The sequence below is a fragment of the Bradyrhizobium sp. ORS 278 genome, from assembly GCF_000026145.1.
In the GTDB taxonomy this organism is placed as follows: domain Bacteria; phylum Pseudomonadota; class Alphaproteobacteria; order Rhizobiales; family Xanthobacteraceae; genus Bradyrhizobium.
This window is the reverse complement of record NC_009445.1, coordinates 3,079,683-3,100,640: the sequence shown is the minus strand read 5'-3', so window position 1 is coordinate 3,100,640 and position 20,958 is coordinate 3,079,683. Positions and strand designations below refer to the sequence as shown.

18 protein-coding genes are annotated in these 20,958 nt (G+C 65.9%); 5 read left to right on the top strand and 13 right to left on the bottom strand.

Annotated features, from left to right (window positions below; translation table 11 throughout):
- Positions 1–58: 58 nt before the first annotated feature.
- Positions 59–1,309, top strand: a complete 1,251-nt coding sequence (locus BRADO_RS13590; RefSeq protein WP_011925906.1) for a NupC/NupG family nucleoside CNT transporter — start codon at positions 59–61, stop codon at positions 1,307–1,309.
- Here BRADO_RS13590 and BRADO_RS13585 read toward each other — a convergent pair.
- The 3 genes from BRADO_RS13585 to BRADO_RS13575 all read right to left on the bottom strand — a co-directional run bounded on the left by BRADO_RS13585 (position 1,247) and on the right by BRADO_RS13575 (position 4,598).
- Entirely contained in the window at positions 1,247–3,337 is a 2,091-nt protein-coding gene (locus tag BRADO_RS13585) for an acyltransferase family protein (RefSeq protein ID WP_256374616.1), read from the bottom strand. The genes BRADO_RS13590 and BRADO_RS13585 overlap by 63 nt on opposite strands.
- Positions 3,338–3,492: 155 nt before the next feature.
- Positions 3,493–4,083: a cupin domain-containing protein gene (locus BRADO_RS13580; RefSeq protein WP_011925904.1), complete on the bottom strand. Its 591-nt coding sequence runs from the start codon at positions 4,081–4,083 to the stop codon at positions 3,493–3,495.
- A gap of 230 nt (positions 4,084–4,313) precedes the next feature.
- Entirely contained in the window at positions 4,314–4,598 is a 285-nt protein-coding gene (locus tag BRADO_RS13575; protein WP_009030613.1) for an usg protein, read from the bottom strand.
- A 381-nt stretch (positions 4,599–4,979) separates the two neighbouring features.
- Between BRADO_RS13575 and groES the strand changes: the two genes are divergently transcribed.
- Positions 4,980–5,294: a co-chaperone GroES gene (groES, locus tag BRADO_RS13570; protein WP_011925902.1), complete on the top strand. Its 315-nt coding sequence runs from the start codon at positions 4,980–4,982 to the stop codon at positions 5,292–5,294.
- 151 nt (positions 5,295–5,445) lie between these two features.
- Positions 5,446–7,086 carry a chaperonin GroEL gene (gene groL / locus BRADO_RS13565; RefSeq protein ID WP_011925901.1) on the top strand — a complete coding sequence of 547 codons (1,641 nt, stop codon included), beginning with the start codon at positions 5,446–5,448 and terminating at the stop codon, positions 7,084–7,086.
- Positions 7,087–7,535: 449 nt separating this feature from the next.
- Here groL and BRADO_RS13560 read toward each other — a convergent pair whose 3' ends face one another.
- The gene (locus tag BRADO_RS13560; RefSeq protein WP_011925900.1) at positions 7,536–8,375 is read right to left on the bottom strand and encodes a LysR family transcriptional regulator; all 840 of its coding nucleotides are present in this window, start codon (positions 8,373–8,375) and stop codon (positions 7,536–7,538) included.
- 123 nt (positions 8,376–8,498) lie between these two features.
- On the opposite strand from BRADO_RS13560, the gene BRADO_RS13555 reads away from it, so the two are divergent.
- On the top strand, positions 8,499–9,095 hold the full coding sequence (locus BRADO_RS13555; RefSeq protein ID WP_011925899.1) for a cysteine hydrolase family protein: 597 nt from the start codon (positions 8,499–8,501) through the stop codon (positions 9,093–9,095).
- Between the two features lies 1 nt (position 9,096).
- On the opposite strand, the gene lepB is transcribed toward BRADO_RS13555, so the two are convergent.
- The 9 genes from lepB to BRADO_RS13510 form a co-directional block, all read right to left on the bottom strand.
- Positions 9,097–9,858 carry a signal peptidase I gene (lepB, locus tag BRADO_RS13550; RefSeq protein WP_041756462.1) on the bottom strand — a complete coding sequence of 254 codons (762 nt, stop codon included), beginning with the start codon at positions 9,856–9,858 and terminating at the stop codon, positions 9,097–9,099.
- A gap of 8 nt (positions 9,859–9,866) precedes the next feature.
- Positions 9,867–10,109 (bottom strand): hypothetical protein, encoded by a 243-nt coding sequence (locus BRADO_RS35615; protein WP_011925897.1) that lies wholly within the window; start codon positions 10,107–10,109, stop codon positions 9,867–9,869.
- Between the two features lie 156 nt (positions 10,110–10,265).
- Positions 10,266–11,606: an RtcB family protein gene (locus BRADO_RS13540; protein WP_011925896.1), complete on the bottom strand. Its 1,341-nt coding sequence runs from the start codon at positions 11,604–11,606 to the stop codon at positions 10,266–10,268.
- A gap of 808 nt (positions 11,607–12,414) precedes the next feature.
- A complete protein-coding gene (locus tag BRADO_RS13535; RefSeq protein ID WP_011925895.1) occupies positions 12,415–12,951 on the bottom strand; it encodes an HNH endonuclease in 537 nt (178 codons plus the stop codon).
- 30 nt (positions 12,952–12,981) lie between these two features.
- Entirely contained in the window at positions 12,982–13,194 is a 213-nt protein-coding gene (locus BRADO_RS13530; protein WP_011925894.1) for a hypothetical protein, read from the bottom strand.
- Between the two features lie 423 nt (positions 13,195–13,617).
- Positions 13,618–15,837 carry an aldehyde oxidoreductase molybdenum-binding subunit PaoC gene (gene paoC / locus BRADO_RS13525; RefSeq protein ID WP_011925893.1) on the bottom strand — a complete coding sequence of 740 codons (2,220 nt, stop codon included), beginning with the start codon at positions 15,835–15,837 and terminating at the stop codon, positions 13,618–13,620.
- 2 nt (positions 15,838–15,839) lie between these two features.
- Positions 15,840–16,790: a xanthine dehydrogenase family protein subunit M gene (locus BRADO_RS13520; RefSeq protein WP_011925892.1), complete on the bottom strand. Its 951-nt coding sequence runs from the start codon at positions 16,788–16,790 to the stop codon at positions 15,840–15,842.
- A complete protein-coding gene (paoA, locus tag BRADO_RS13515) occupies positions 16,787–17,434 on the bottom strand; it encodes an aldehyde dehydrogenase iron-sulfur subunit PaoA (RefSeq protein WP_011925891.1) in 648 nt (215 codons plus the stop codon). The genes BRADO_RS13520 and paoA overlap by 4 nt, the downstream gene beginning before the upstream one ends.
- A gap of 877 nt (positions 17,435–18,311) precedes the next feature.
- The gene (locus tag BRADO_RS13510; RefSeq protein ID WP_011925890.1) at positions 18,312–19,508 is read right to left on the bottom strand and encodes a DUF2778 domain-containing protein; all 1,197 of its coding nucleotides are present in this window, start codon (positions 19,506–19,508) and stop codon (positions 18,312–18,314) included.
- Between the two features lie 645 nt (positions 19,509–20,153).
- Between BRADO_RS13510 and BRADO_RS13505 the strand changes: the two genes are divergently transcribed.
- Positions 20,154–20,954 (top strand): FkbM family methyltransferase, encoded by an 801-nt coding sequence (locus BRADO_RS13505; RefSeq protein WP_011925888.1) that lies wholly within the window; start codon positions 20,154–20,156, stop codon positions 20,952–20,954.
- Positions 20,955–20,958: the final 4 nt, after the last annotated feature.

Sequence of the window (20,958 nt, the reverse complement as noted above, 5' to 3'; positions counted from 1 at the left end):
ATGGCATTGCGCGGGGCTGTTCCGTCAGCTCATAATCGCGTGGGAATTGGGGGCATTGATGCTGCAGCTGCAATCGGCGTTCGGGATCGTCGCGCTGCTCGCGATCGCATGGGCGCTCGGCGAGAACCGGCGCGCGGTGTCGCTCAAGCAGGCCGCGCTGGGCCTGATGGTGACGCTGCTCACGGCGGTCGTCCTACTCAAGGTCCCCACGGTGGCCCGCGCCTTCGGCACCATCAACGACGCCGTCGGCGCCATCTCCGCAGCGTCCCGGGCCGGCACGTCCTTCGTGTTCGGCTATGTCGGCGGCGGCACCCTGCCCTTCGACCTGAAGGCGCCCGGCGCCGATTTCGTGCTCGCCTTCCAGGCGCTGCCGATCGTGCTGGTGATGAGCGTGCTGACCACGCTGTTGTTCTACTGGCGCGTGCTGCCGCCGCTGGTGCGCGGCATGGCCTGGCTGCTGGAGCGGACGCTCGGCGTCGGCGGCGCCGTCGGCCTGTCCACCGCGGCCAACGTCTTCCTCGGCATGGTCGAGGCGCCGCTTTTCATCCGGCCCTACCTCGCGCAGATGACGCGCAGCGAATTGTTTCTCGTCATGACCGGCGGCATGGCCGGGATCGCAGGCACCGTGCTGGTGCTGTATGCGGCGCTTCTGGCTCCGCTGATTCCAGACGCCGCCGCGCATTTCGTCATCGCCTCGGTGCTCGGCGCGCCGGCGGCGATCCTGATCAGCCTGATCATGGTGCCGGAGACCTCGAAGCAGCTCACCGGTGGCGCGCTGGGCGATCCCGACATGCAGGCCTCCTCGACGATGGACGCCATCGTCAAGGGCACCAGCGCCGGGCTGGAGCTCCTGATGAACATCGTCGCGCTGCTCCTGGTGCTGGTGGCGCTGGTGCATCTCGCCAACGCCATCCTGTCGCTGCTGCCCGCCATCGGCGGCGCGCCCGTGTCCCTGCAGCGCCTGCTCGGCCTGCTGATGGCGCCGGTGTGCTGGCTGATGGGCCTGCCCTGGTCGCAGGCCGTCACCGCCGGCAGCCTGATGGGGACCAAGACGGTGCTCAACGAGCTGATCGCCTATGTCGAGCTGGCCAAGCTCGACCCCGCCGCGCTCGACCCGCGGGCGCGGCTGATCATGCTGTATGCGATGTGCGGCTTCGCCAACTTCGCCAGCCTCGGCATCATGATCGGCGGCCTCGGCACCATGGCGCCGACGCGGCGCGACGAGATCAACGCGCTCGGGCTGAAATCAATCGTCTCGGGCACCCTCACGACCTGCCTGATGGGCGCGATCGTCGGCCTCTTGAATTGAGCCTGACAGCATCGCGCGTGGCAGGATCAGCGGCGCGACCTTGCCCATCACATGCACGGAGCCCTCGGCGGTCAGATGCGCATGGTCGAACGACAGCGGCACGTCGCCGACCGTGAGCGGACAGCCGCGCTCTGCGCACACGGCTGACAGGATCGAGACATAGAACAGCCCTTCGCCGCTCGGCAGCGCCGCCTGCATCGCCTGATCCAACGCAAAGATGTCCGAGCGGACGAACATGGCGGGATCCGGCGTGACGCCGCGCAGCGTGGCGCGGGCCAGCATCGAGGGCAACCGCGCCCGGAATTGCACCGCGGGACCGAGGATCACCACCGGAATGCCGGCCTCGCTTAGGCGCGCCAAGGTCAACCTGAGGTCCCGCAGCATCCCGGCGTAGCGCGGCGGCCGCGCATCCTCGAGCCAGTCCGCCGCCATCACCACGAGATCGGGCCGGTGTGAGGCGAGATGATCGCGCATTTGCGCGGCGAGCGCGCGGCAGGCCGGAACGCTCTGCGTCTCCGCGCTGAAGGTCGGCATGCAGGTCGGTTGGGTCGCCTGCATGATGTTCACGCGATCAGGATCGAGCTGCAGCTTGAGGCCGTGATAGGCATGTGCGGCGAAGCTGTCGCCCCACAGCAGGATGTTGGTCTTGCCTGTGTCCGCGCGCAGGCAGTCCTCGGCGACGCGCCCGTCGGGCGTCGTGAAGCAGGCGCCGTAGCGATAGACCGGCTTCATGTCATAGGTGTTGTAGGCGTCGAGGCGCTGCGCCGCGCGATCGGCATCGGAGGCGGCGTCGCTGCGCAGCAGGCCGATGGCGCTCCCGACGAGCAGGATCACGCTCGCCAGCGCGGCGAGGCCGAAGGCGGCGCGCGGCGTCGGCACGAGGCGGCGCTCGCGAAAGGGCTGCTCGACATAGCGCCAGGACAAGGTGGCCACCGCGACCGTCAGCGCGAACAGGACTGCCCGCTCGCCGCCGTCGAGCGCGAGGCCCGGCTTGGCAAAGCGCGCAAAGGCAAACAGCGGCCAATGCCAGAGATACAGCGAATAGGAGATGCGGCCGACGAACGCCACTGCACTGAGCGGCGACAACGGGCTTCGCGCCGAGTTGGGGACACCTTCTCCGCTCCACAGGAACAGCGCCGCGCCGAGGCACGGCGCCAGCGCGTTGGCGCCGGGGAAGCCTGATCCGGGACGCAGCGACAGGATCGGGATGGCCAACAGCAACAGCGCCAGCGTACGCGCCGCGCCCCGCGTCAGACCCGGGCGCGGCGCCGGCAGGCCCGAGACGGCCACCAGCCCGCCCAGCAGAAACTCCCAGGCCCGCGGCGGACTGAGGAAGAACGCGGTCACGGACGCGTGGCCGCTGATCAACAACAGGCTCAGCACGAACGAGGCCGCAGCGAGCAGCGCCAGTGTGAGCGGCAGCACGAATCGGCGGCCACGCGCCAGCCGCAGCACCGCCCAGACCAGCACCGGCAGCACCAGGTAGACCTGCTCCTCGACCGCGAGCGACCAGGTATGCAGCAGCGGCTTCTCCACGGCAGCATGATCGAAATAGCCGGCCCGCAGCCAGAAGAAGACGTTCGAGGTGAAGGTGACGACGGCGGCCGCGGAGCGGAAGAATTCGGTGCGCTCCGAGCTCAGCAGGTCGCTGGCCGCCGGGATCGCCGCGAACGCCACCATGACGTAAAGGGCCGGCAACAGCCGCCGCACGCGGCGCTCGTAGAAGCCCGCGAACGAGAATCGCCCTCGGGCCATCTCGGCCGCGATGAGGCCGGTGATCAGATAGCCCGAAATGACGAAGAAGATATCGACGCCGACGAAGCCGCCGAAGATCGCCGGCGCCTCGAAATGGAAGCCGACGACCGCGAGCACCGCGATGGCGCGGAGCCAGTCGATGTCCTCGCGATGCGCCTGGGCCTGATCCTGGGCTCGATCGAAGCATTCGCCGGCGGAGCCGGACTGCCCTGGCGCGCGGATCCGCGGTGCGAGCCTGCTCGCGGGAGCGTATTGGACGACGAAGGACGGCAACGGGACGGATACGCCTTACACAAGCCCGCGCCGAACGCGACCTTCCGCATTCGTCGCCAGCCCGTCCGTCTCCGTGACGCGAGACCGGACGTCAACACACACGCGCGACGGCCGCCGCCATCACGCGACGATGTTTCCATCCGTTTCTGTCGGCTTTACGTCGAGAGTTCGACCGTTTTGAAATCGGCCGGCAGGATCACTTCGAGCAGCTCGACGTCGTCGGAATAGTCGAGGATCATGTGCCGGATCTTCGGCGGCTGCGTCCAGCAGCTGCCCTCCGTCATCAGCGTCTCGCCAACGCCTTCGAGATAGCTCTTCACCCAGCCCTTGAGCACATAGACCATCTGGAAATCCACGGCATGGATGTGCAGCTTGGAGACCTCCTGCGGATTGCACGGCGGCAGCATGCGGATGACATGCGCACGGGCGAGCCCGTGCGTGGCGGCGGCAATGCCGAGGTCGCGATAATGCGCGTAGGCGCGCAGACCGTCGGCCTTGAAGTCAGCCTCGCGGTGATGGCTGATCGCGATCTTCTGCTTCGGCCGTCGCGGCGCCGAAATGGTGCGACCCTTGCTGACAAGCGCCTTGCGCGCGGACGGCGCGGCCGCCTTGCCCGGCTTGGCGGGCGTTTTGACCACAGTCTTGGCGAGGGTCTTCGCCGCTTGCCTGGTCTTTGCGGTCTTACTTGGCGCGGCCTTGGCGGCGGCGCGAGATGCTGAATTGGTGCTGCGGCTCTTCCTGGCCATGGCGCTCTCCCTGGTGGTCCTCGCGCCCAAGGCTATCACAGATTGGAAGAACTCCGCAGACGCTCCACAAATGCTCGTCATTCCAGGGCGTGCGCAGCACGAGCCCGGAATGACACCGGTGTCATAGCTGTCAGCGAACGCGTAGCCCGGATGAGCGCAGCGACATCCGGGTTCTCACGCGCGGCATCGTTGAACCCGGATGTCGCTGCGCTCATCCGGGCTACGGCAACTCAATGCAGCCTGAACACGCCATCCACGGCGCGCAGCTCGGCCGGCTTGATCAGCTTCGAATGCGCCACCGTCACCGAGTGCAGCGGGCCTTCGATCTTCTCCTGCCAGAACGCCAGGAAATCCTGCAGCGCCGGAAATTTCGGAAACAGGTCGTAGTTCTGCCAGACATAGGTCTGCAGCAGCGAGCGATGGTCCGGCATCCGATACAGGATCTGCGCGGTCGTCAGCCCGTAACCCAGCACCTGTTTCCGAAAGTCCTCGGAAACCTCAACCCTCGACACCATGCCAACCCTCCGTTTCTGGAGCGCATGTCCGCGTGGCCAACCGGGATGGAGCCACCCGGCAAAGATGCGCTCACTGCAAAAGAAATGTGACGCATGTCCTGAACGCATCTCAAGCTTAAATGTTTAACGGCATGTTGAAAAATGCTGCATTAGCAGCCACTTAGCCCAGGTGCTAATACGGGGTTTCGCGGTTCGTTCTGCGCTCGTTAACGCTATCGGAACGCTTTGGCAGAGCGCGAAGTTGACTGCTAATTTTTCTGCTACAAGGCCTTGCCCGGCTGAAAACTCTCCCCTAAATCCAGCCCGCGTGCTGGCACTCGCCGGCACCGACTGCCAAATTTCCAGAAACTGACAATCGCCTCAATAGCTTAGGAGGACTGTATGGCTTTCCGTCCGCTTCACGACCGCGTCGTGGTCAAGCGCATCGACGCCGAAGAGAAGACCGCTGGCGGCATCATCATCCCCGACTCGGCCAAGGAAAAGCCCTCGCAGGGCGAAGTGATCGCGGTGGGCCCCGGCGCCCGCGACGAGAGCGGCAAGCTGGTCCCGCTCGACGTCCAGGTCGGTGACCGCGTGCTGTTCGGCAAGTGGTCGGGCACCGAGGTCAAGATCGACGGCCAAGAGCTCTTGATCATGAAGGAAAGCGACATCATGGGCGTCCTGACCGACGCCGGCGCCAAGAAGAAGGCCGCTTAAGCGCTGTCGATCCTCATCCTGAGGAGCCGGCGCAGCCGGCGTCTCGAAGGATGAGGCCTCAACCACCTCCTCATCTCGTCCTTCGAGACGCCCGCGACGTGCGCGGGCTCCTCGGGACGAGGACCTCGATCAAAACTCAGGGAAACCCAATATGTCAGCGAAAGACGTAAAGTTCGGCGTCGAAGCCCGCGACCGCATGCTGCGCGGCGTGGACATTCTCGCCAATGCCGTGAAGGTCACGCTCGGTCCGAAGGGCCGCAACGTCGTCCTCGACAAGTCGTTCGGTGCGCCGCGCATCACCAAGGACGGCGTCACCGTCGCCAAGGAGATCGAGCTCGACGACAAGTTCGAAAACATGGGCGCACAGATGGTGCGCGAGGTCGCTTCGAAGTCCGCTGACGCGGCTGGCGACGGCACCACCACCGCGACCGTGCTGGCCCAGGCCATCGTGCGCGAAGGCGCCAAGGCGGTTGCCGCCGGCATGAACCCGATGGATCTGAAGCGCGGCATCGACCTCGCGGTCGAGGCGGTCGTGGCCGATCTCGTCAAGAACTCCAAGAAGGTCACGTCGAACGACGAGATCGCCCAGGTCGGCACCATCTCCGCCAACGGCGACTCCGAGATCGGCAAGTTCCTCGCCGACGCCATGAAGAAGGTCGGCAACGAGGGTGTCATCACCGTCGAGGAAGCCAAGTCGCTCGAGACCGAGCTCGACGTCGTCGAGGGCATGCAGTTCGATCGCGGCTACATCTCTCCCTACTTCGTCACCAACGCCGACAAGATGCGCGTTGAGATGGACGACGCCTACATCCTCATCAACGAGAAGAAGCTGTCGTCGCTGAACGAGCTGCTGCCGCTGCTCGAGGCCGTGGTGCAGACCGGCAAGCCGCTGGTGATCGTCGCCGAGGACGTCGAGGGCGAGGCTCTGGCTACGCTCGTCGTGAACCGTCTGCGTGGCGGCCTGAAGGTTGCCGCCGTCAAGGCGCCGGGCTTCGGCGACCGCCGCAAGGCCATGCTGCAGGACATCGCGATCCTGACCGGCGGCCAGGCGATCTCGGAAGACCTCGGCATCAAGCTCGAGAACGTCAACCTCTCCATGCTCGGCCGCGCCAAGAAGGTGATGATCGACAAGGAGAACACCACGATCGTCAACGGCGCCGGCAAGAAGGCCGACATCGAGGCGCGCGTGGCGCAGATCAAGGCGCAGATCGAGGAGACCACCTCGGACTACGACCGTGAGAAGCTGCAGGAGCGTCTGGCCAAGCTCGCCGGCGGCGTCGCGGTGATCCGCGTCGGCGGCGCGACCGAGGTCGAGGTGAAGGAGCGCAAGGATCGCGTTGACGACGCGATGCATGCGACCCGCGCGGCTGTCGAGGAAGGCATCCTGCCGGGCGGCGGCGTCGCCCTGCTCCGTGCCTCCGAGCAGCTCAAGGGTGTCCGCACCAAGAACGAGGACCAGAAGACCGGTGTCGAGATCGTCCGCAAGGCGCTCTCCGCTCCGGCCCGCCAGATCGCCATCAACGCGGGCGAGGACGGTTCGGTCATCGTCGGCAAGATCCTCGAGAAGGAGCAGTATGCCTACGGCTTCGACTCGCAGTCGGGCGACTACGTGAACATGGTGTCCAAGGGCATCATCGACCCGACCAAGGTCGTGCGCACCGCGATCCAGAACGCCGCCTCCGTGGCGAGCCTCTTGATCACGACCGAGGCGATGGTCGCCGAGCTGCCGAAGAAGGCCGCCGCCGGCCCCGCGATGCCTCCGGGCGGCGGCATGGGCGGCATGGACTTCTAAGTCCGGCTTCCATCTGATCGTTGCAAAACCCCGGCAGCAATGCCGGGGTTTTCGTTTGTGCGGGAATTCGCCCGCTTGCGCTGGGCACAGCGCGTAGCCCGGATGAGCGCAGCGACATCCGGGGCCTCACGAGCCGTGTCGGTGACCCCGCAAATCGCTTCGCTCATGCGGGCTACACGTCTGGCGTGTGTAGGGTGGGCAAAGGCGCCTGGCACGCCGTGCGTTTGTGGTGCGCAGTTGCGCGCCGTGCCCACCGTCTTGCCGTTGTGTTCGCCGCACGATGGTGGGCACGCCGCCGCCTGGCGGCGGCCGCTTTGCCCACCCTACCGATCCCCAAGCCACGCTGCGTCTGATCGTCTGTAGCCCGGATGAGCGGAGCGACATCCGGGGCCTCACGAGCCGTGTCGATGACCCCGCAAATCGCTTCGCTCATGCGGGCTACGAGCTGGTCACTCCCGCGCCTGGTAGTCCACAAAACAACTTCGGAGCCAATCGATCACGACGCGTGCCGCCGGATCGCGTTTCAAATGCGTCTGCACCAGCAGCCAGACGTCGCGGCGCCTGGGTAGTTGCGTCACTCGAAGCGATGCATCGCCGAACAGATCGCGGCAGGCATGTTCGGGCAACACGGCGACAGCCCGTCCGCTGCGCAACACCTCCGACATCACCCGCACATTGTCGGTGACGCAGCGCGCGGCATCGATCAGTTTGCGCTGCTTCAAGGCCTGCTGCTCGGGAATCGCATCGAGCTCGTCCGGATAGGCGCAGACCAGGCTCGGTGCCGCGCTTGCCGGCTCGATGAGATAAAGCCCGATGCTGCCGAGCCGGGTGATGGTGAAATCGCCCTTCTCGGGCTTGCGCAGCCGGATCGCGAAATCGGCCTGCCAGTGCGAAAAGCTGACATTGCCGCTCGCCGTCAAGAGCTGCAGTCGCAGGCCCGGATGCGCGGTCAGAACCGCCGCAAGGCGCGGCGCCAGAATCGTCTCAGCGACCCCTGGCGTGGCAGCAATACGGAAACGGCCGCTCACTCCGGCCTGCGCGGCCCCGATGCGCGTGATGTCGGCAGCGTGCTGCGCCATCGCCTCGACATGCGCCAGCACCGTCTCGCAAGCTGGCGTCGGCCTGCGCATGCCGTCGACCGCCTCGAACAGCCGCACGCCGAGCGCAGCCTCGATGCGCGCCAGCCGCCGGCCGACGGTTGTCTCGTCGATGCGCAGCCGCTTGCCGGCTCCGGCATAGCTGCCGCCGTCGCGCACCGCCGCGATGATCCGCAGATCGTCCCAGTTCATCCCCCTAGCGTATCACGGCAGCGGACGTGCCTGCAATTCCGCAGCCAGCGGCTGCAAGCTCCTGCGTTGCCGCAGGCGCCGCGCCAGCTAAGGTGATGCCACCTGATCACGGAGCATCCCATCATGACCACCCCCAAAACTCTGCTCGAATTATCAGGCGCCGATCTGACGCTGCCCAAGCTCGCCGAATCCTGCCTCGTGCTGATCGACATCCAGAACGAATATCGCGAGGGCCCGCTGGCGCTGCCGCAGGTCGAGGCTGCGATCGCGCAGGCCGCCCGGCTGTTGGCGCGAGCGCGCGCCGCCGGCAGCGTCATCATCCACGTCGCCCATCGCGGCAATGCGGGCAGCCTGTTCGACCGCAGCGCGCCGCGGGGTGCGATCGTTGAGGCCGTCGAGCCGCAGGGTGGCGAGGCGGTCGTCGAGAAGACGCTGCCGAACGCCTTCGCCGGCACGGAGCTCCAGACCCTGCTGACCGCCGCCGGCCGCAAGAACCTCGTGCTCGCCGGCTTCATGACTCATATGTGCGTGTCGTCGACGGCGCGGGCGGCGCTCGATCTCGGCTGGCGCTTGACCATCGATGCCGAGAGCTGTGCGACACGCGACCTCCCGGACGGCCATGGCGGCACACTGCCGGCGGCGTCGGTGCATCAGGTCGCGCTCGCCGAATTGTCCGATCGCTTCGCGATCATCGTCGGCGACGGCGCCGCGCTGATCTAGCCTAGCGCACCGTCGTCCCGATCCGATCGGTGCGCAACCTGCTGGGCTGGCCTTGTTTGGCCTCCGCAGCGGAGAAAAAGATCATCGCGGCACGGCCGATCACGTCCTCCACCGGAATGAAGCCCATTGCAGCTCGGCTGTCGGTGGAGTTGTCCCGGTTGTCGCCGAGCATGAACAGATGCCCCGGCGGAACGACATATGCGCTGGTGTTGTCGAAATAGCCATGGTCGACGCAATCCAGCGTTTCGTAGCTCGCGCCGTTCGGCAGGATCTCGCGCCAGCGCTTGACGCGTTCGGTCGCTCCGCCGCCACAAGCGTCGGTGCCGACGACGTCCTGGAGACGTTCGCGCGGCACCGCCTTGTCATTGATGAAGAGAATGCCCTCCTTCATCTGGACGCGGTCGCCGCCGACGCCGACGACACGCTTGATGAAATCCGTCTTGCCGTCCTTGGCGCGGAACACCACGACGTCGCCTGGCGCCGGCTCGCGGCCCCAGACGCGCCCCGCGGCCGGCGGCGTCAACGGCCAGGTATAGCGGCCCCAGCCATAGGCGTATTTCGAAACGAAGACGTAGTCGCCGGTCAGCAACGTCGGCATCATCGAACGCGCGGGAATGTTGAACGGCTGATAGAGGAAGGTCCTGATCAGCACCGGCGAGGCCAGCAGCAGACAGAGCAGGACGAAGCCCGCGGTGAAAATTCCAGCGATCGCCCACCACGGCTCGCGCCGCGGCCCGATCGCTCGCGCCTCCAGGATCGCCATCGCACTCCTCATTCCCTCGCCCGAGCATGATCGAAGTCCCGCCGCGGCGCAAGCGATGGATCACCCTCGACGGACGGGTTCAGGAATGACGGCGCGGGATGCGGGGACGAGCCGGCATAGGGACTCCGCGAATGCTCGGCATCGCCGAAAGCGATCGCCTCGCCCCAGCGAATATAGTCATCGCACTCGCCGGCCGACAGAAAGCTCGCGATGGTCTCGATATTGTCGGCGTGCGATTTTAGCTCGGTCATGACGTCCTTCTCTTCGAAAACAATCACGATCGCGTAGCCCGGAGGAGCATCCGATCGCGCCCGCCAGGGCGCGAGCGGCTGCGACATCCGGAAACTGACGTGCCGCAAAGATGAACCCGCATGTCGCTTGCGCTCATGCGGGGCACACAGGCGAGCTCAATCCTTGAACGGATCGAACTCGCCCTCGCCCGCCATCGCCACGGCGAACGGCCGAAGCGTATGCATGACCTTCACCGAGCCTGCATGCTCGGCCAGCACCTCGGGCAGGCGTCGATAAGCCATCGGGCTCTCGTCGAGGTCGGCACCCACCAGGGTAACGCCGCGGCTCTGCAGCCACGCGTCCATCTCGGCGCGGGTGAAGCGTCGCTTCGCCTCACGCCGGCCGAACAAGCGACCAGCTCCGTGCACGGTGGAGTACAACGAAGCCTTGGCCTCCTCCGACTCCACGCCCTCGATGATGACGGCGTCGTCGCCCATCGAGCCGCCGACGAAGCCGCGCTGGCCCGGAAATGCCGGCGTGGCGCCCTTGCGCACCACCCACAGGTCACGTCCGTCGTGGGTCTCACGCCATGCGTAGTTATGGTGGTTGTGCACGCTGTCGGTGACCGCACCGCCGATGATCTGGCGAACGCGCTCCACTACCCACTCGCGACCCGCATAGGCGTAGCGCCCGGCGAGCTGCATCGCGGCGATGTAGCGCTGCCCGACCTCGGAGTCCTCGTCGACGACAGCGGGCGGCACGTTCATGCCGTCCTTGCCGCCGGCCGCCTTGAGGTAGCGCGTCGCCGAGGTGTGGCCGAGACCACGGCTACCGAAATGCACGCCGATCCAGACGGAGCCGTCCTCGTCGCGCATCAGGTCGACATAATGGTTGCCCGAGCCGACCGTGCCGAGCTGCCCGACCGCCTTCTGCCGGTACGCATCCATGTCGGACGCACGCCAAGCATCGGCATCATCGAACAGCTCATGCTCGACGCGCTCGGCGTTCTTGCGGCCGACGCCGAACGATATCACCTTCGACACATCCTTGATGATCGTGCCGACCTGGTCCTCGATCGCGCTGAACTGGGTGTCGAGCCGCACCGCCATGTTGCCGCAACCGATGTCGAAGCCGACGCCGGAGATGCTGATCTGCTTCTCATAGGCGATCACACCCCCGACAGGCTGCGCATAGCCGAGATGACCGTCGGCACAGATCACGCCGGCGACAGCGTTGCCAACGCTCATGCAGTTGCGCATCTGGGCGATCGTCGCATCCTCGTGGCTCCCGAACACCTTCAGCGGGCTGTTCTGATACCGCGCCGCCTGCGGCCGGCTCGCGACCGTATCGGCCAGCGCCTCGGCCTCGCGCGCGAGCTGCTCCTTGCGCGCCGCATCGCGGAACGTGCACCACAGCGGCATCGAGCGCTGCCCGGGCCGCTCGATCCGCGCATCCGGATCGAGGCCGGCTTCGATCGCCAGCTGCCGCGCACGCTCCTGATAGGGATCCGCTCTCATCTGATTCTCCTCTCTCACTCGAATGCCGGCACGGCAACGCCGACGCGGCACATTTGCCCGAGATCTACGTGACGCAACGCCGCGCAGCTTCGTTGACACGAACCGAGAGATGGATCTGATGGGATGTCCCCGCCGGGGACCGGAGCCGTTCGGATCGTCTCTCTGGCCGTCTCGGCAGAGGGACGATCCCGCCGCCGTGTTACGCTGCTAGTTGATGGTCACGGCGCAGCGCGCCGACCGCGGCCACGCACAGGACGAGACCACGCCGCCGCAGTTGCGGCAGCGCGATGTCCCTGGTCTGGCGTGCGTTCGATATCGGCATGGGTCTTTCGGTGGCGACATGTCGCCGGATGAGTTGGCGCGTGCACTTACAGGGAGTTTCCGGACTTGTAAAGATATGATCGACGGCACGCGCAGCAGCTGTAGGGTGGGCAAAGGCATGACCGCGCTTTCCCCACCTTCGAGACGGCAAAGGCTTCGTGCCCACCGTCTCGCCGCAGGCACTACGGCCCGATTGTGGGCACGCGCCACCTTCGGCGTCGCTTTGCCCACCCTACGCACTGCGGCCATACTGTGGCCGAAGCGAAGGACGGTGGACGTATATGAATATCCTAGAGTTCGCAAGTGTTAGTTTGTAGAACGAATTGATTTTATTAGTTCTACATGGCATGGCAGATAGCGCGGCCCTGTAGCCCGGATGAGCGCAGCGACATCCGGGTTCACGCACGCGGCGCGTGAGAACCCGGATGTCGCCCACGCCGCCGCCTGACGGCGGCGACGTGGGCTCATCCGGGCTACGCGATCATCGTCACCGCTCCAGCTCCACATCCCAATACAAGTAGTCCTGCCACGTCTCATGCAGGAAACGCGGCGGGAACAGGCGCTGCGCGGCCATCAACTCCTGTCGCGTCGGCTCGAACGGAGGCCGCCGCGGCTCGAGATAGCGCCGGTCCTTGCGCGCGTTGCAGGGGCTGCAGGCGGCGACAATGTTGGTCCACGACGTCTCGCCGCCGTCGGCGCGCGGCACCACGTGGTCGAACGTCAGCTCGCCGTGGAGATAGCGGCCGCCGCAATACTGACATTCGAAGCGATCGCGCAGGAAGACGTTGAAGCGCGTGAACGGAACGCGCATCGTCGGCCTGACATAGTCGCGCAACGCGATCACCGACGGCAGCCGCATCGTGACGCTCGGGCTGCGCACGATCCGGTCGTATTCGGCGACGACCACGTGAGACTCGCTGACCACGGCCCGGATCGCATCCTCCCAGCAAACCACCGACAGCGGGAAGTAGCTGAGCGGCTGGAAGTCGGCGTTGAGAACGAGCGCGGGGTTTGTGGCTGACATCGTCGACCTCCTTTCCGGCCGCCGGCTCGCTCATTGATGAGAACGTGCGACCGGACAACCGACGTCGTCTGACGCGCGGTCCATCGCGGCGCCATGAATGTAGTCGAGATAGATCTGCTGTGCGGCGGCCTCGCTGACGCCACGGCAGCTCATGACGATGCGCACGAAGGCCAGCGCCACTGGCGAGGACAAGGCTCGCGCGTGATCGCAAATCTCGGGGTCTTCGCTCGTCATGCGGGTCATCGGACCCTCCGCTCGATGTGCGGAGGGTGAGATCCCGCCGCCGATTACGCTTCTGCTGGAATTCGGAGTCCCGGTTTGGCCAGGGACAGCGCGAGATTGTCACGACCGCAATAAGCGGCGCCCATGCCAAACCAGCCGCGCGACCAGGCAAATGGCCGTTCGTTGGTGGCGGCGTTCGCGAGATGTGAGCGCAGGCTCGACACGGCCGTGGTCCTCAAAGCGCGCCGGAGAGCGGCGGGCAATTTCGATGGGGCAGAGCTATGCACAGAATTTGACGCTCTCGTCAAGACTGGACGCTCGGCAAATCGGCCTTGCTGCGCCCGCACCCATGCGAGGAGCTGGCATATGCGCGGGCACAAGCGCCGAATGATGTCTACAATCGGCATGTAGCACCGCACGACCGATCGCTCGCCCCGCGGTCGGTCACGCCGTTTCAGGCAGGCTTCCGATCAGCTTGTCGAGCGTGATCGGATAGTTGCGGACACGCACGCCGGTCGCGTTGTAGACCGCATTTGCGACGGCGGCACCGACGCCGCAGATGCCGAGTTCGGCGACGCCTTTTGCTTTCATCGGCGACGACATCGGATCGCTCTCATCCAAAAAGATGACCTCCTGATGCGGGATGTCCGCATGTACGGGCACCTCGTAGCTGGCGAGGTCATGATTGACGAACAAGCCGTAGCGCTTGTCGACCGCAAGCTCCTCCATCAATGCCGCGCCGACGCCCATGGTCATGGCGCCGATCACCTGGCTGCGCGCCGATTTCGGATTCAGAATCCGGCCGGCTGCGCACACCGCCAGCATCCGCCGCACCCGAATCTCGGCCGTCGCCGCATCGACCGCGACTTCGACGAAATGGGCCGCGAAGGTCGATTGCTGATGCGTCTTGGCGAGATCGCCGTATTCGATCGCATCTTCCGCCACGAGCTCACCATCGGCGGCCGCCCGCGCCAGCGGCGCGCTGCGGTTGCCGGCCCGGACCTCACCATCGGCGAACACGAGCTCAGACGAATTGAAGCCGAGCCTTGCGGCGACTGCGTCGCGCAGCTTGATGCAGGCCGCATACACGCCCGCTGTGGAGTTGTTGCCGCCCCATTGGCCGCCCGAGCCCGCCGATGCGGGGAAATCGGAATCGCCAAGCTTCACCACGACACGCTCGATCGGCACACCCATCATCTCCGCGGCGGTCTGCGCGATGATCGTGTAGCTGCCGGTGCCGATATCCGTCATATCGGTCTCGACCGTCACGATGCCGTCGCCGCCGAGCCGCACGCGCGCGGCGGATGTCTGCAGCAGATTGTTGCGGAAGCCGGCGGCCATTCCCAGGCCCACAAGCCAGCGCCCGTCGCGACTCTGGGCCGGCCGGGCCATGCGCTGGTCCCACCCGAAGCGTTCCGCGCCGAGCTTCAGGCAGCCGATGAGATTGCGGTGTGAGAACGGGCGTTCCGGATTCTGCGGATCGACCTGGGTATCGTTGCGAACGCGGAATTCGACCGGATCGAGGCCGAGCTTCTCGGCCATCTCGTCCATCGCGATCTCCAGCGCCATCATGCCAGGCGCCTCGCCTGGCGCGCGCATCGCGTTACCCTCGGGCAGATCGAGCTCGGCCAGTTTCATCGCCGTCAGCCGGTTGGCGCCGGCATAGAGCAGCTTGGTCTGGTCGACCGCGGTCTCGGGCCGGCCACCCGGCAGATTGCCCGACGTGCTCTCATGCGCAATCGCCGTGATCTTCCCGTCGGGCGTCGCGCCGATGCGAACGCGCTGAATGGTGGCGGGGCGGTGCGTCGTGTTGTTGATCACGAGCGGCCGCGGCAGCGTCACCTTGACAGGACGCTGCGCTGCCCGCGCGCCGAGTGCGGCCAGCACCGCATCGGCGCGGATGAACAGCTTGCCGCCGAAGCCGCCACCGATATAGGGGGAGTCGAGACGCACGTTCTCAGGCCGGATGCCGAGGATTTTCGCGATGCTGCCCTTCCCCCAATTGATCATCTGGTTCGAAGTCCAGAGCGTCAGCCTGTCGCCGTTCCACGCCGCGATGCTGGCGTGCGGCTCCATCATCGCGTGGCTCTCGTCGGGCGTGGTGTAGATCGCGTCGAGCTTGACGGGGGCAGCGGCGAACGCGCCGTTGAAATCGCCGATGCCGTTGACCGGCTTCGCGCCGCTGCCTTCGCCACTGTCGCCGCCCACGGGCGGCGCGCTTCCGGCGGCCGCACCGAGATCGAACCGGCCTTCCTGTCGCTGATAGTCGACGTCGATGAGCGAGGCCGCGGCCCGCGCCTGCTCGAAAGTTTCGGCGACGACCAGCGCGATGGCCTGGTGATAGTGCTGAATATCCGGGCCGCCGAACAGCGAGGCCGTGTTCATCCGGCCGAGGTCGAGCCTGTCCATGTCGAGCGTGCTGACGATGGCGATCACACCGGGCGCGGCCTTGGCTCTGCTCAGATCCATCGACCTGATGCGGCCCTTCGCGATGCCGGCCCCGAGCACGTAGCCATAGGCCTGGTTGGGCGCCACGTCGTGGCGTTCATAGGCATAGGGCGCCGTGCCCGTCACCTTGAAGCGGCCGTCGATGCGGTCGGTCGGCTTGCCGACCACCTTCTGCTGATCGATCGGGTTGGTCGTCGCGGGCGTCTCGAACTTCATGGTCAGCCTCGTGCTTGGGCCAGAACCGCGCCGAGGGTGCGCTCGGCAAGGCGGATCTTGAAGCTGTTGTCGTGCGTCGGCTTGGCGTCGGCCAGCAGCCGCGCGGTCACGGCCTTCGCGCCACGCCTCATCTCGGCATCGGCATCCGCGCTTCGCCATGGCTTGTGCGCGACGCCGCCCAGCGCCACCCGTCCCGTTCCATCGGGCTGAATCACCGCGGCCACCGCGACCAGCGCAAACGCGTAGGACGCGCGGTCGCGCACCTTCTGATAGATCTGCGCTCCGCCGATCGGCTTCGGCAAGGTCACGGCGGTGATCAGCTCATCTGATGAGAGCGCGGTTTCGAGGTGCGGCGTGGTGCCTGGCTCGCGATAGAACGCCGCGATGGGAATGTTCCGTGCCGTGCCGTCCGGCCTGATCGTTTCGATGCTTGCATCGAGCGCGCGCATGGCAACCGCCATGTCGCTCGGATGCGTCGCGATACAGGCCTCGCTCGCACCGATCACTGCAAGCTGGCGGCTGTAGCCGCCGATCGCGGCACAGCCGCTGCCGGGCCGGCGCTTGTTGCAGGGCATGTTGGTGTCATAGAAATACGGGCAGCGCGTCCGTTGCAGCAGATTGCCGGCGGTGGTCGCCTTGTTGCGCAACTGTCCCGTGGCTCCGGCAACGAGCGCCCGCGACAACAGGCCGTAGTCGCGACGGATGCGTGCATCGGCGGCGAGATCGGTGTTGCGCACCAGCGCGCCGATCCGCACCCCGCCGTCTTCGGTGCTCTCGATTCTGTCCAGCGCCAGTCCGTTGACGTCGATCAGATGCGTCGGCGCCTCGATCTGAAGCTTCATGAGATCCAGCAGATTGGTCCCGCCGGCGATGAACTTGGCGCCCGGCTTGGCTGCGATGGCGGCGGCCGCCTGCGCTGGCGAGGCTGCGCGCTCATAGGTGAACGGCGTCATGCCTTGTTCTCCGCGACTTCGAGGATCGCCTCGGCGATGTTGGAATAGGCGCCGCAACGGCAGATGTTGCCGCTCATCCGCTCGCGCAGCTCGTCCCTGGTCAGTTGCGGCGTTTCGGTCAGGCTGCCCGTGACATGGCTTGGAATGCCGGCCTTGATCTCATCGAGCACGGCGACCGCCGAGCAGATCTGCCCGGGCGTGCAGTAGCCGCATTGAAAGCCGTCGTGCTTGATGAAGGCGGCCTGCATCGGCGCGAGATGATCCGGCGTACCGATGCCTTCGATCGTGGTGACGGGATCGCCCTCGTGCATGACCGCGAGGCTCAGGCAGGAATTGACGCGTCGTCCGTCGACATGGACCGTGCATGCGCCGCACTGGCCGTGATCGCAGCCCTTCTTGGTTCCGGTCAGTTGCAGATGCTCGCGCAGAGCGTCGAGCAACGTCGTGCGCGTGTCGAGCACGAGTTCCTGCGGGCGGCCGTTGACCGTGAACGACACCTTGGCGGTCGCCGGCGGCACCGAAGCAAGCGGCTCGGCGGCCAATGCACCGGGCACACCAGCCCGCAACAGGGCCATCCCGGCGACGGAGGCGGCGCCGCCGACCATCAGGTCGCGCCGATTGAATCTGAAGGGCGGGTTTTCCATGACGTGGTCCGGGCTCGCGAAGTTCGAGGGGCAACGCGTCCCCCACCCGCGAGTTTCCCGATCGCGATCACAACTCGAGGTGCGTCGTCTCGCCGCCGGAACGGCGATACATGGCCCCTCGCCCCAAGCCGGCGCGCCATGACCTCGTTCGCCAACAGATGCGCGGAGAAACCGAATTTTTCAGGGGTTCCAAGCGCATCACCCCTGTCCAGTCCTCATGCGAAAAATAAATCAGTTTCATTTTTTCAGAAATGATGCATCCTAGGCCCGTCCCGTTCTCGTGAGAGGGGCGCTTCGCGATCGTCACGAACGTGGAGGGCGGGATGCGGTGGGCGCGGCGGTCGCAGCGTGAGCTGATCATGCGGACGAACGAACCGGCACGCACGGCGAAGTCGTGATGTCCTGACACCCCGAAGCTGGTGTCAAGGTCGAGAGCCCGGCGTGCTCCGACCGATGGTGGCCAGACAGCCGGAGCACCAGGGAGACCACGTATAAGCCGTAACGCCATCGCGCGGGGAATGCCGGTGTGTCCGGCTGAACCTGTGGTGACTGCCGCCTGCTTTTCTTGTTGCAGGCGGGCCATGGGTGAGGCCCTCACCCGGCATTCCCCGCGCCCTCTCATCAGTTTCGAGGGCGATGTCGTCAGCAAGACTCGGGCGTCATGCGCCGCGGGACTGCGATGTCGTGGCTGCGAGATCCAGGACTCGTAAGATGGGCAAAGCGGCCGCCAAAGGCGGCAGCTTGCCCACCGTCGAGCAGCGAGCTCCATGGAGGGATGGTGGGCACGGCGCCAATTAAGAGTGTTCGCGAGGGGCGACAGGTACCGCGCCTTTTCCCGCCCTACGGCCCATCAACGAGAACGCGTCCCCTGCCCGGCTCAGTCGATGCGGGCGAGTACGGCCAGCTTGCGGATGCCCTTGTTCTTGTAGGCATCGAGGAACGCGTAGTAATCGCGGAACGAGACGCAGCCGTTGGAGTCCCCGTTCGGTCCGAGCATGAAGGTGTGCGCCAACAGCCCGTTGCGGCCGTGAATGGCTTCCTCGCCGCCGATCGGGTTCAGCCGGAGCGCCGGCACGCCGTGGAACAGCGCCTCGCGCGGTTTCAACTCATAGATGTGTGGCGGCGTCACGCCGCGCATCTTGACCTTCTCGGAGCGGGGATCGTCGAGATTGTCGCCGAGGCCCGAATGCGCTTCGAGCTTCGTGCCGTCAGGCAGATAGACCGCCTTGGCGGAGATGTCGTAGACCGCGGTGCTCAGGTCATAAGGCGGCCGGCCGCCACGGGTCGGATCCTTGGTGATCGAAGCGGTGATGTTGGAGTCCGCCGAGGCATAGGCCAGCAAGCCGCCATCCTGGTTCTCCGGCTTGCCCCACAGCTTCTCCTGGATCGAATGCCGCTCGCCGGCGATCGACAGCACCGCCGCCTTGGCGCGCTCGGTCATGGCCCGCAACGAGAAGCCGCCACTCTTCGGCACATTGGCCTCGGCCGCCTGCGCCGGCGCGTCAGCCTGCGGCTTCGGGGGCTGCTTCGGATTGGTGTTGGCCAGCGCCAGCTGCATTGGCGGGCGGACGTCCTTCTTGGGCGCCTCGGCGACCTTCGCGGTTTCGGCCGGCTTGGTTTCCACCGGCTTGGTTTCCACCGGCTTGGCCTCGAGCAGCTTGGGCGGAGCCGCCTCCGCGAACCTGGGCAGCGGCGGCGCGCCAGCGGCGGCATTGGAGGCGATGCCCTGCGGCACGGCCGCGCCGAAGCGGTCGTTGAACATCTGCGGCGTGATGGCGGCAACCGTGGTGGTGGCCGCGGCCGGTGTTTCGGGGAATGCGGAGAAGGCATCGCCCACCGCGTCGGCCGCGCTGCGCGTTGCGATCCGCGGCGCCGGGCGCACGACGGGCTCGTCCTGCTCGATGCTTCCCAGAGTCGGATAGGCGTCGGCAGCGATGATCTTGGTGTAGACCGTCAACGCGCAGCCGCCGATCAGGCAGGCCACTGCCGCGCCACCGATCAATTTGTGAGAGAAAGCGACCAGGGAGGACTTCCTGCGATTTCGTGCGGCCAACGCAGCTCGACTGTTACTCATTCACTCACGCCCGAACGAATACTCGAAAACTTTCGCGCGATGCGCCACGGACACCCGCTTTGCATCTCGCAGAAGCACTGAGCTTCATTAAGGCGACTTTTAGTTAAATGCTGATTAAGTTTTGGCAGATTAGGGGCGGATTAACCATGGAGGTCTGTTTTACCTTCAAAGAGGGCGGAAACAGGGCAAAATTGCAGGCCGATCCAATATTGCCGCCCCGGATGATTCCGGAGCGGCAGCATTCAACCCTTCCCCGAATCCGTAAAACATCGCAGGTCGCGTTAACGATTGAGCTCAGCTGCAAGCGCGCTGTCGATGATCTCTCGTTGCGAAGCATTAGCAAGGTAAAACGGGGGGTTTTTGCTGGTAAAGGGAGCCTGCTTGCGCTTGGCGAAGATGATCTTCGGGGCGCCGACGCAAGTATTGGTCACGTAAAGTCGCGAACGGGCTCGCACGGCGGATCAGCTCGGCAGCCAGCGGCGGCCAGGCCGCATCGGCGCCCGCGCTCGAACCCCTCCCGTAGCCTTCCGGATTTTGCGGCGCGGGTCCGCGAGCGGCAGTATCGTAGCGAACGATTCTCTGCATCACCCCGTCGGCACATCGTCCCGCGTCCGCTCCTGCCGAAACGACACGAGAAGGACCCCCATGCAGATCCCCGACCGGAAGCTGGCCTTCGTTCTGGCCTCCAGCAATCACGGCACGATGATCGTCAACCGGCTCGACTATCGCATGGTCGATGCCACCAGAGGCTATGGCGTCGGCTACCAGATCCTGGAGAGCGGTGCCTTCGATCCGAGCGAGGTGCAGCTCGCGGTGCGTCTGCTCGCCGTGCGCCGGCGGCATCATGGCGATGGCGCTGTCGCGATCGACTGCGGCGCCAATATCGGCGTCCATACGATCGAATGGGCGAAGACCATGACCGGCTGGGGCTCGGTGCTCTCGATCGAGGCGCAGGAACGGATCTACTATGCACTCGCCGGCAACATCGCGATCAACAACTGCTTCAACGCGATCGCCATCCACGCCGCGGTGTCGTCGGAGCGTGGCGTGCTCAACATCCCCTCCCCGAACTATCTGACGCCCTCGAGCTTCGGCAGCCTGGAGCTGCGCCAGCGGCCCAACACCGAGTTCATCGGCCAGGCCATCGACTACGCCAACGACACCGTCGAGGTGCGCAAGCTGCCGCTGGACGATTTCAACCTGCCGCGCTGCGACCTGATCAAGCTCGACGTCGAGGGCATGGAGATCGAGGCGCTCGAAGGGGCCGCGGCGACGATCGAACGCTGCACGCCGATCATGCTGATCGAGAAGATCAAGACCGATGCCGACCTGCTGCGGCAATGGCTGGAGCGCCGCGGCTACAGGACCGTCGATGCCGGCATCAACATGGTCGCGATTCACGCGCGGGACAAGTCGCTGGGGGACATCATTCCGCAGCAGGCCTGACGCG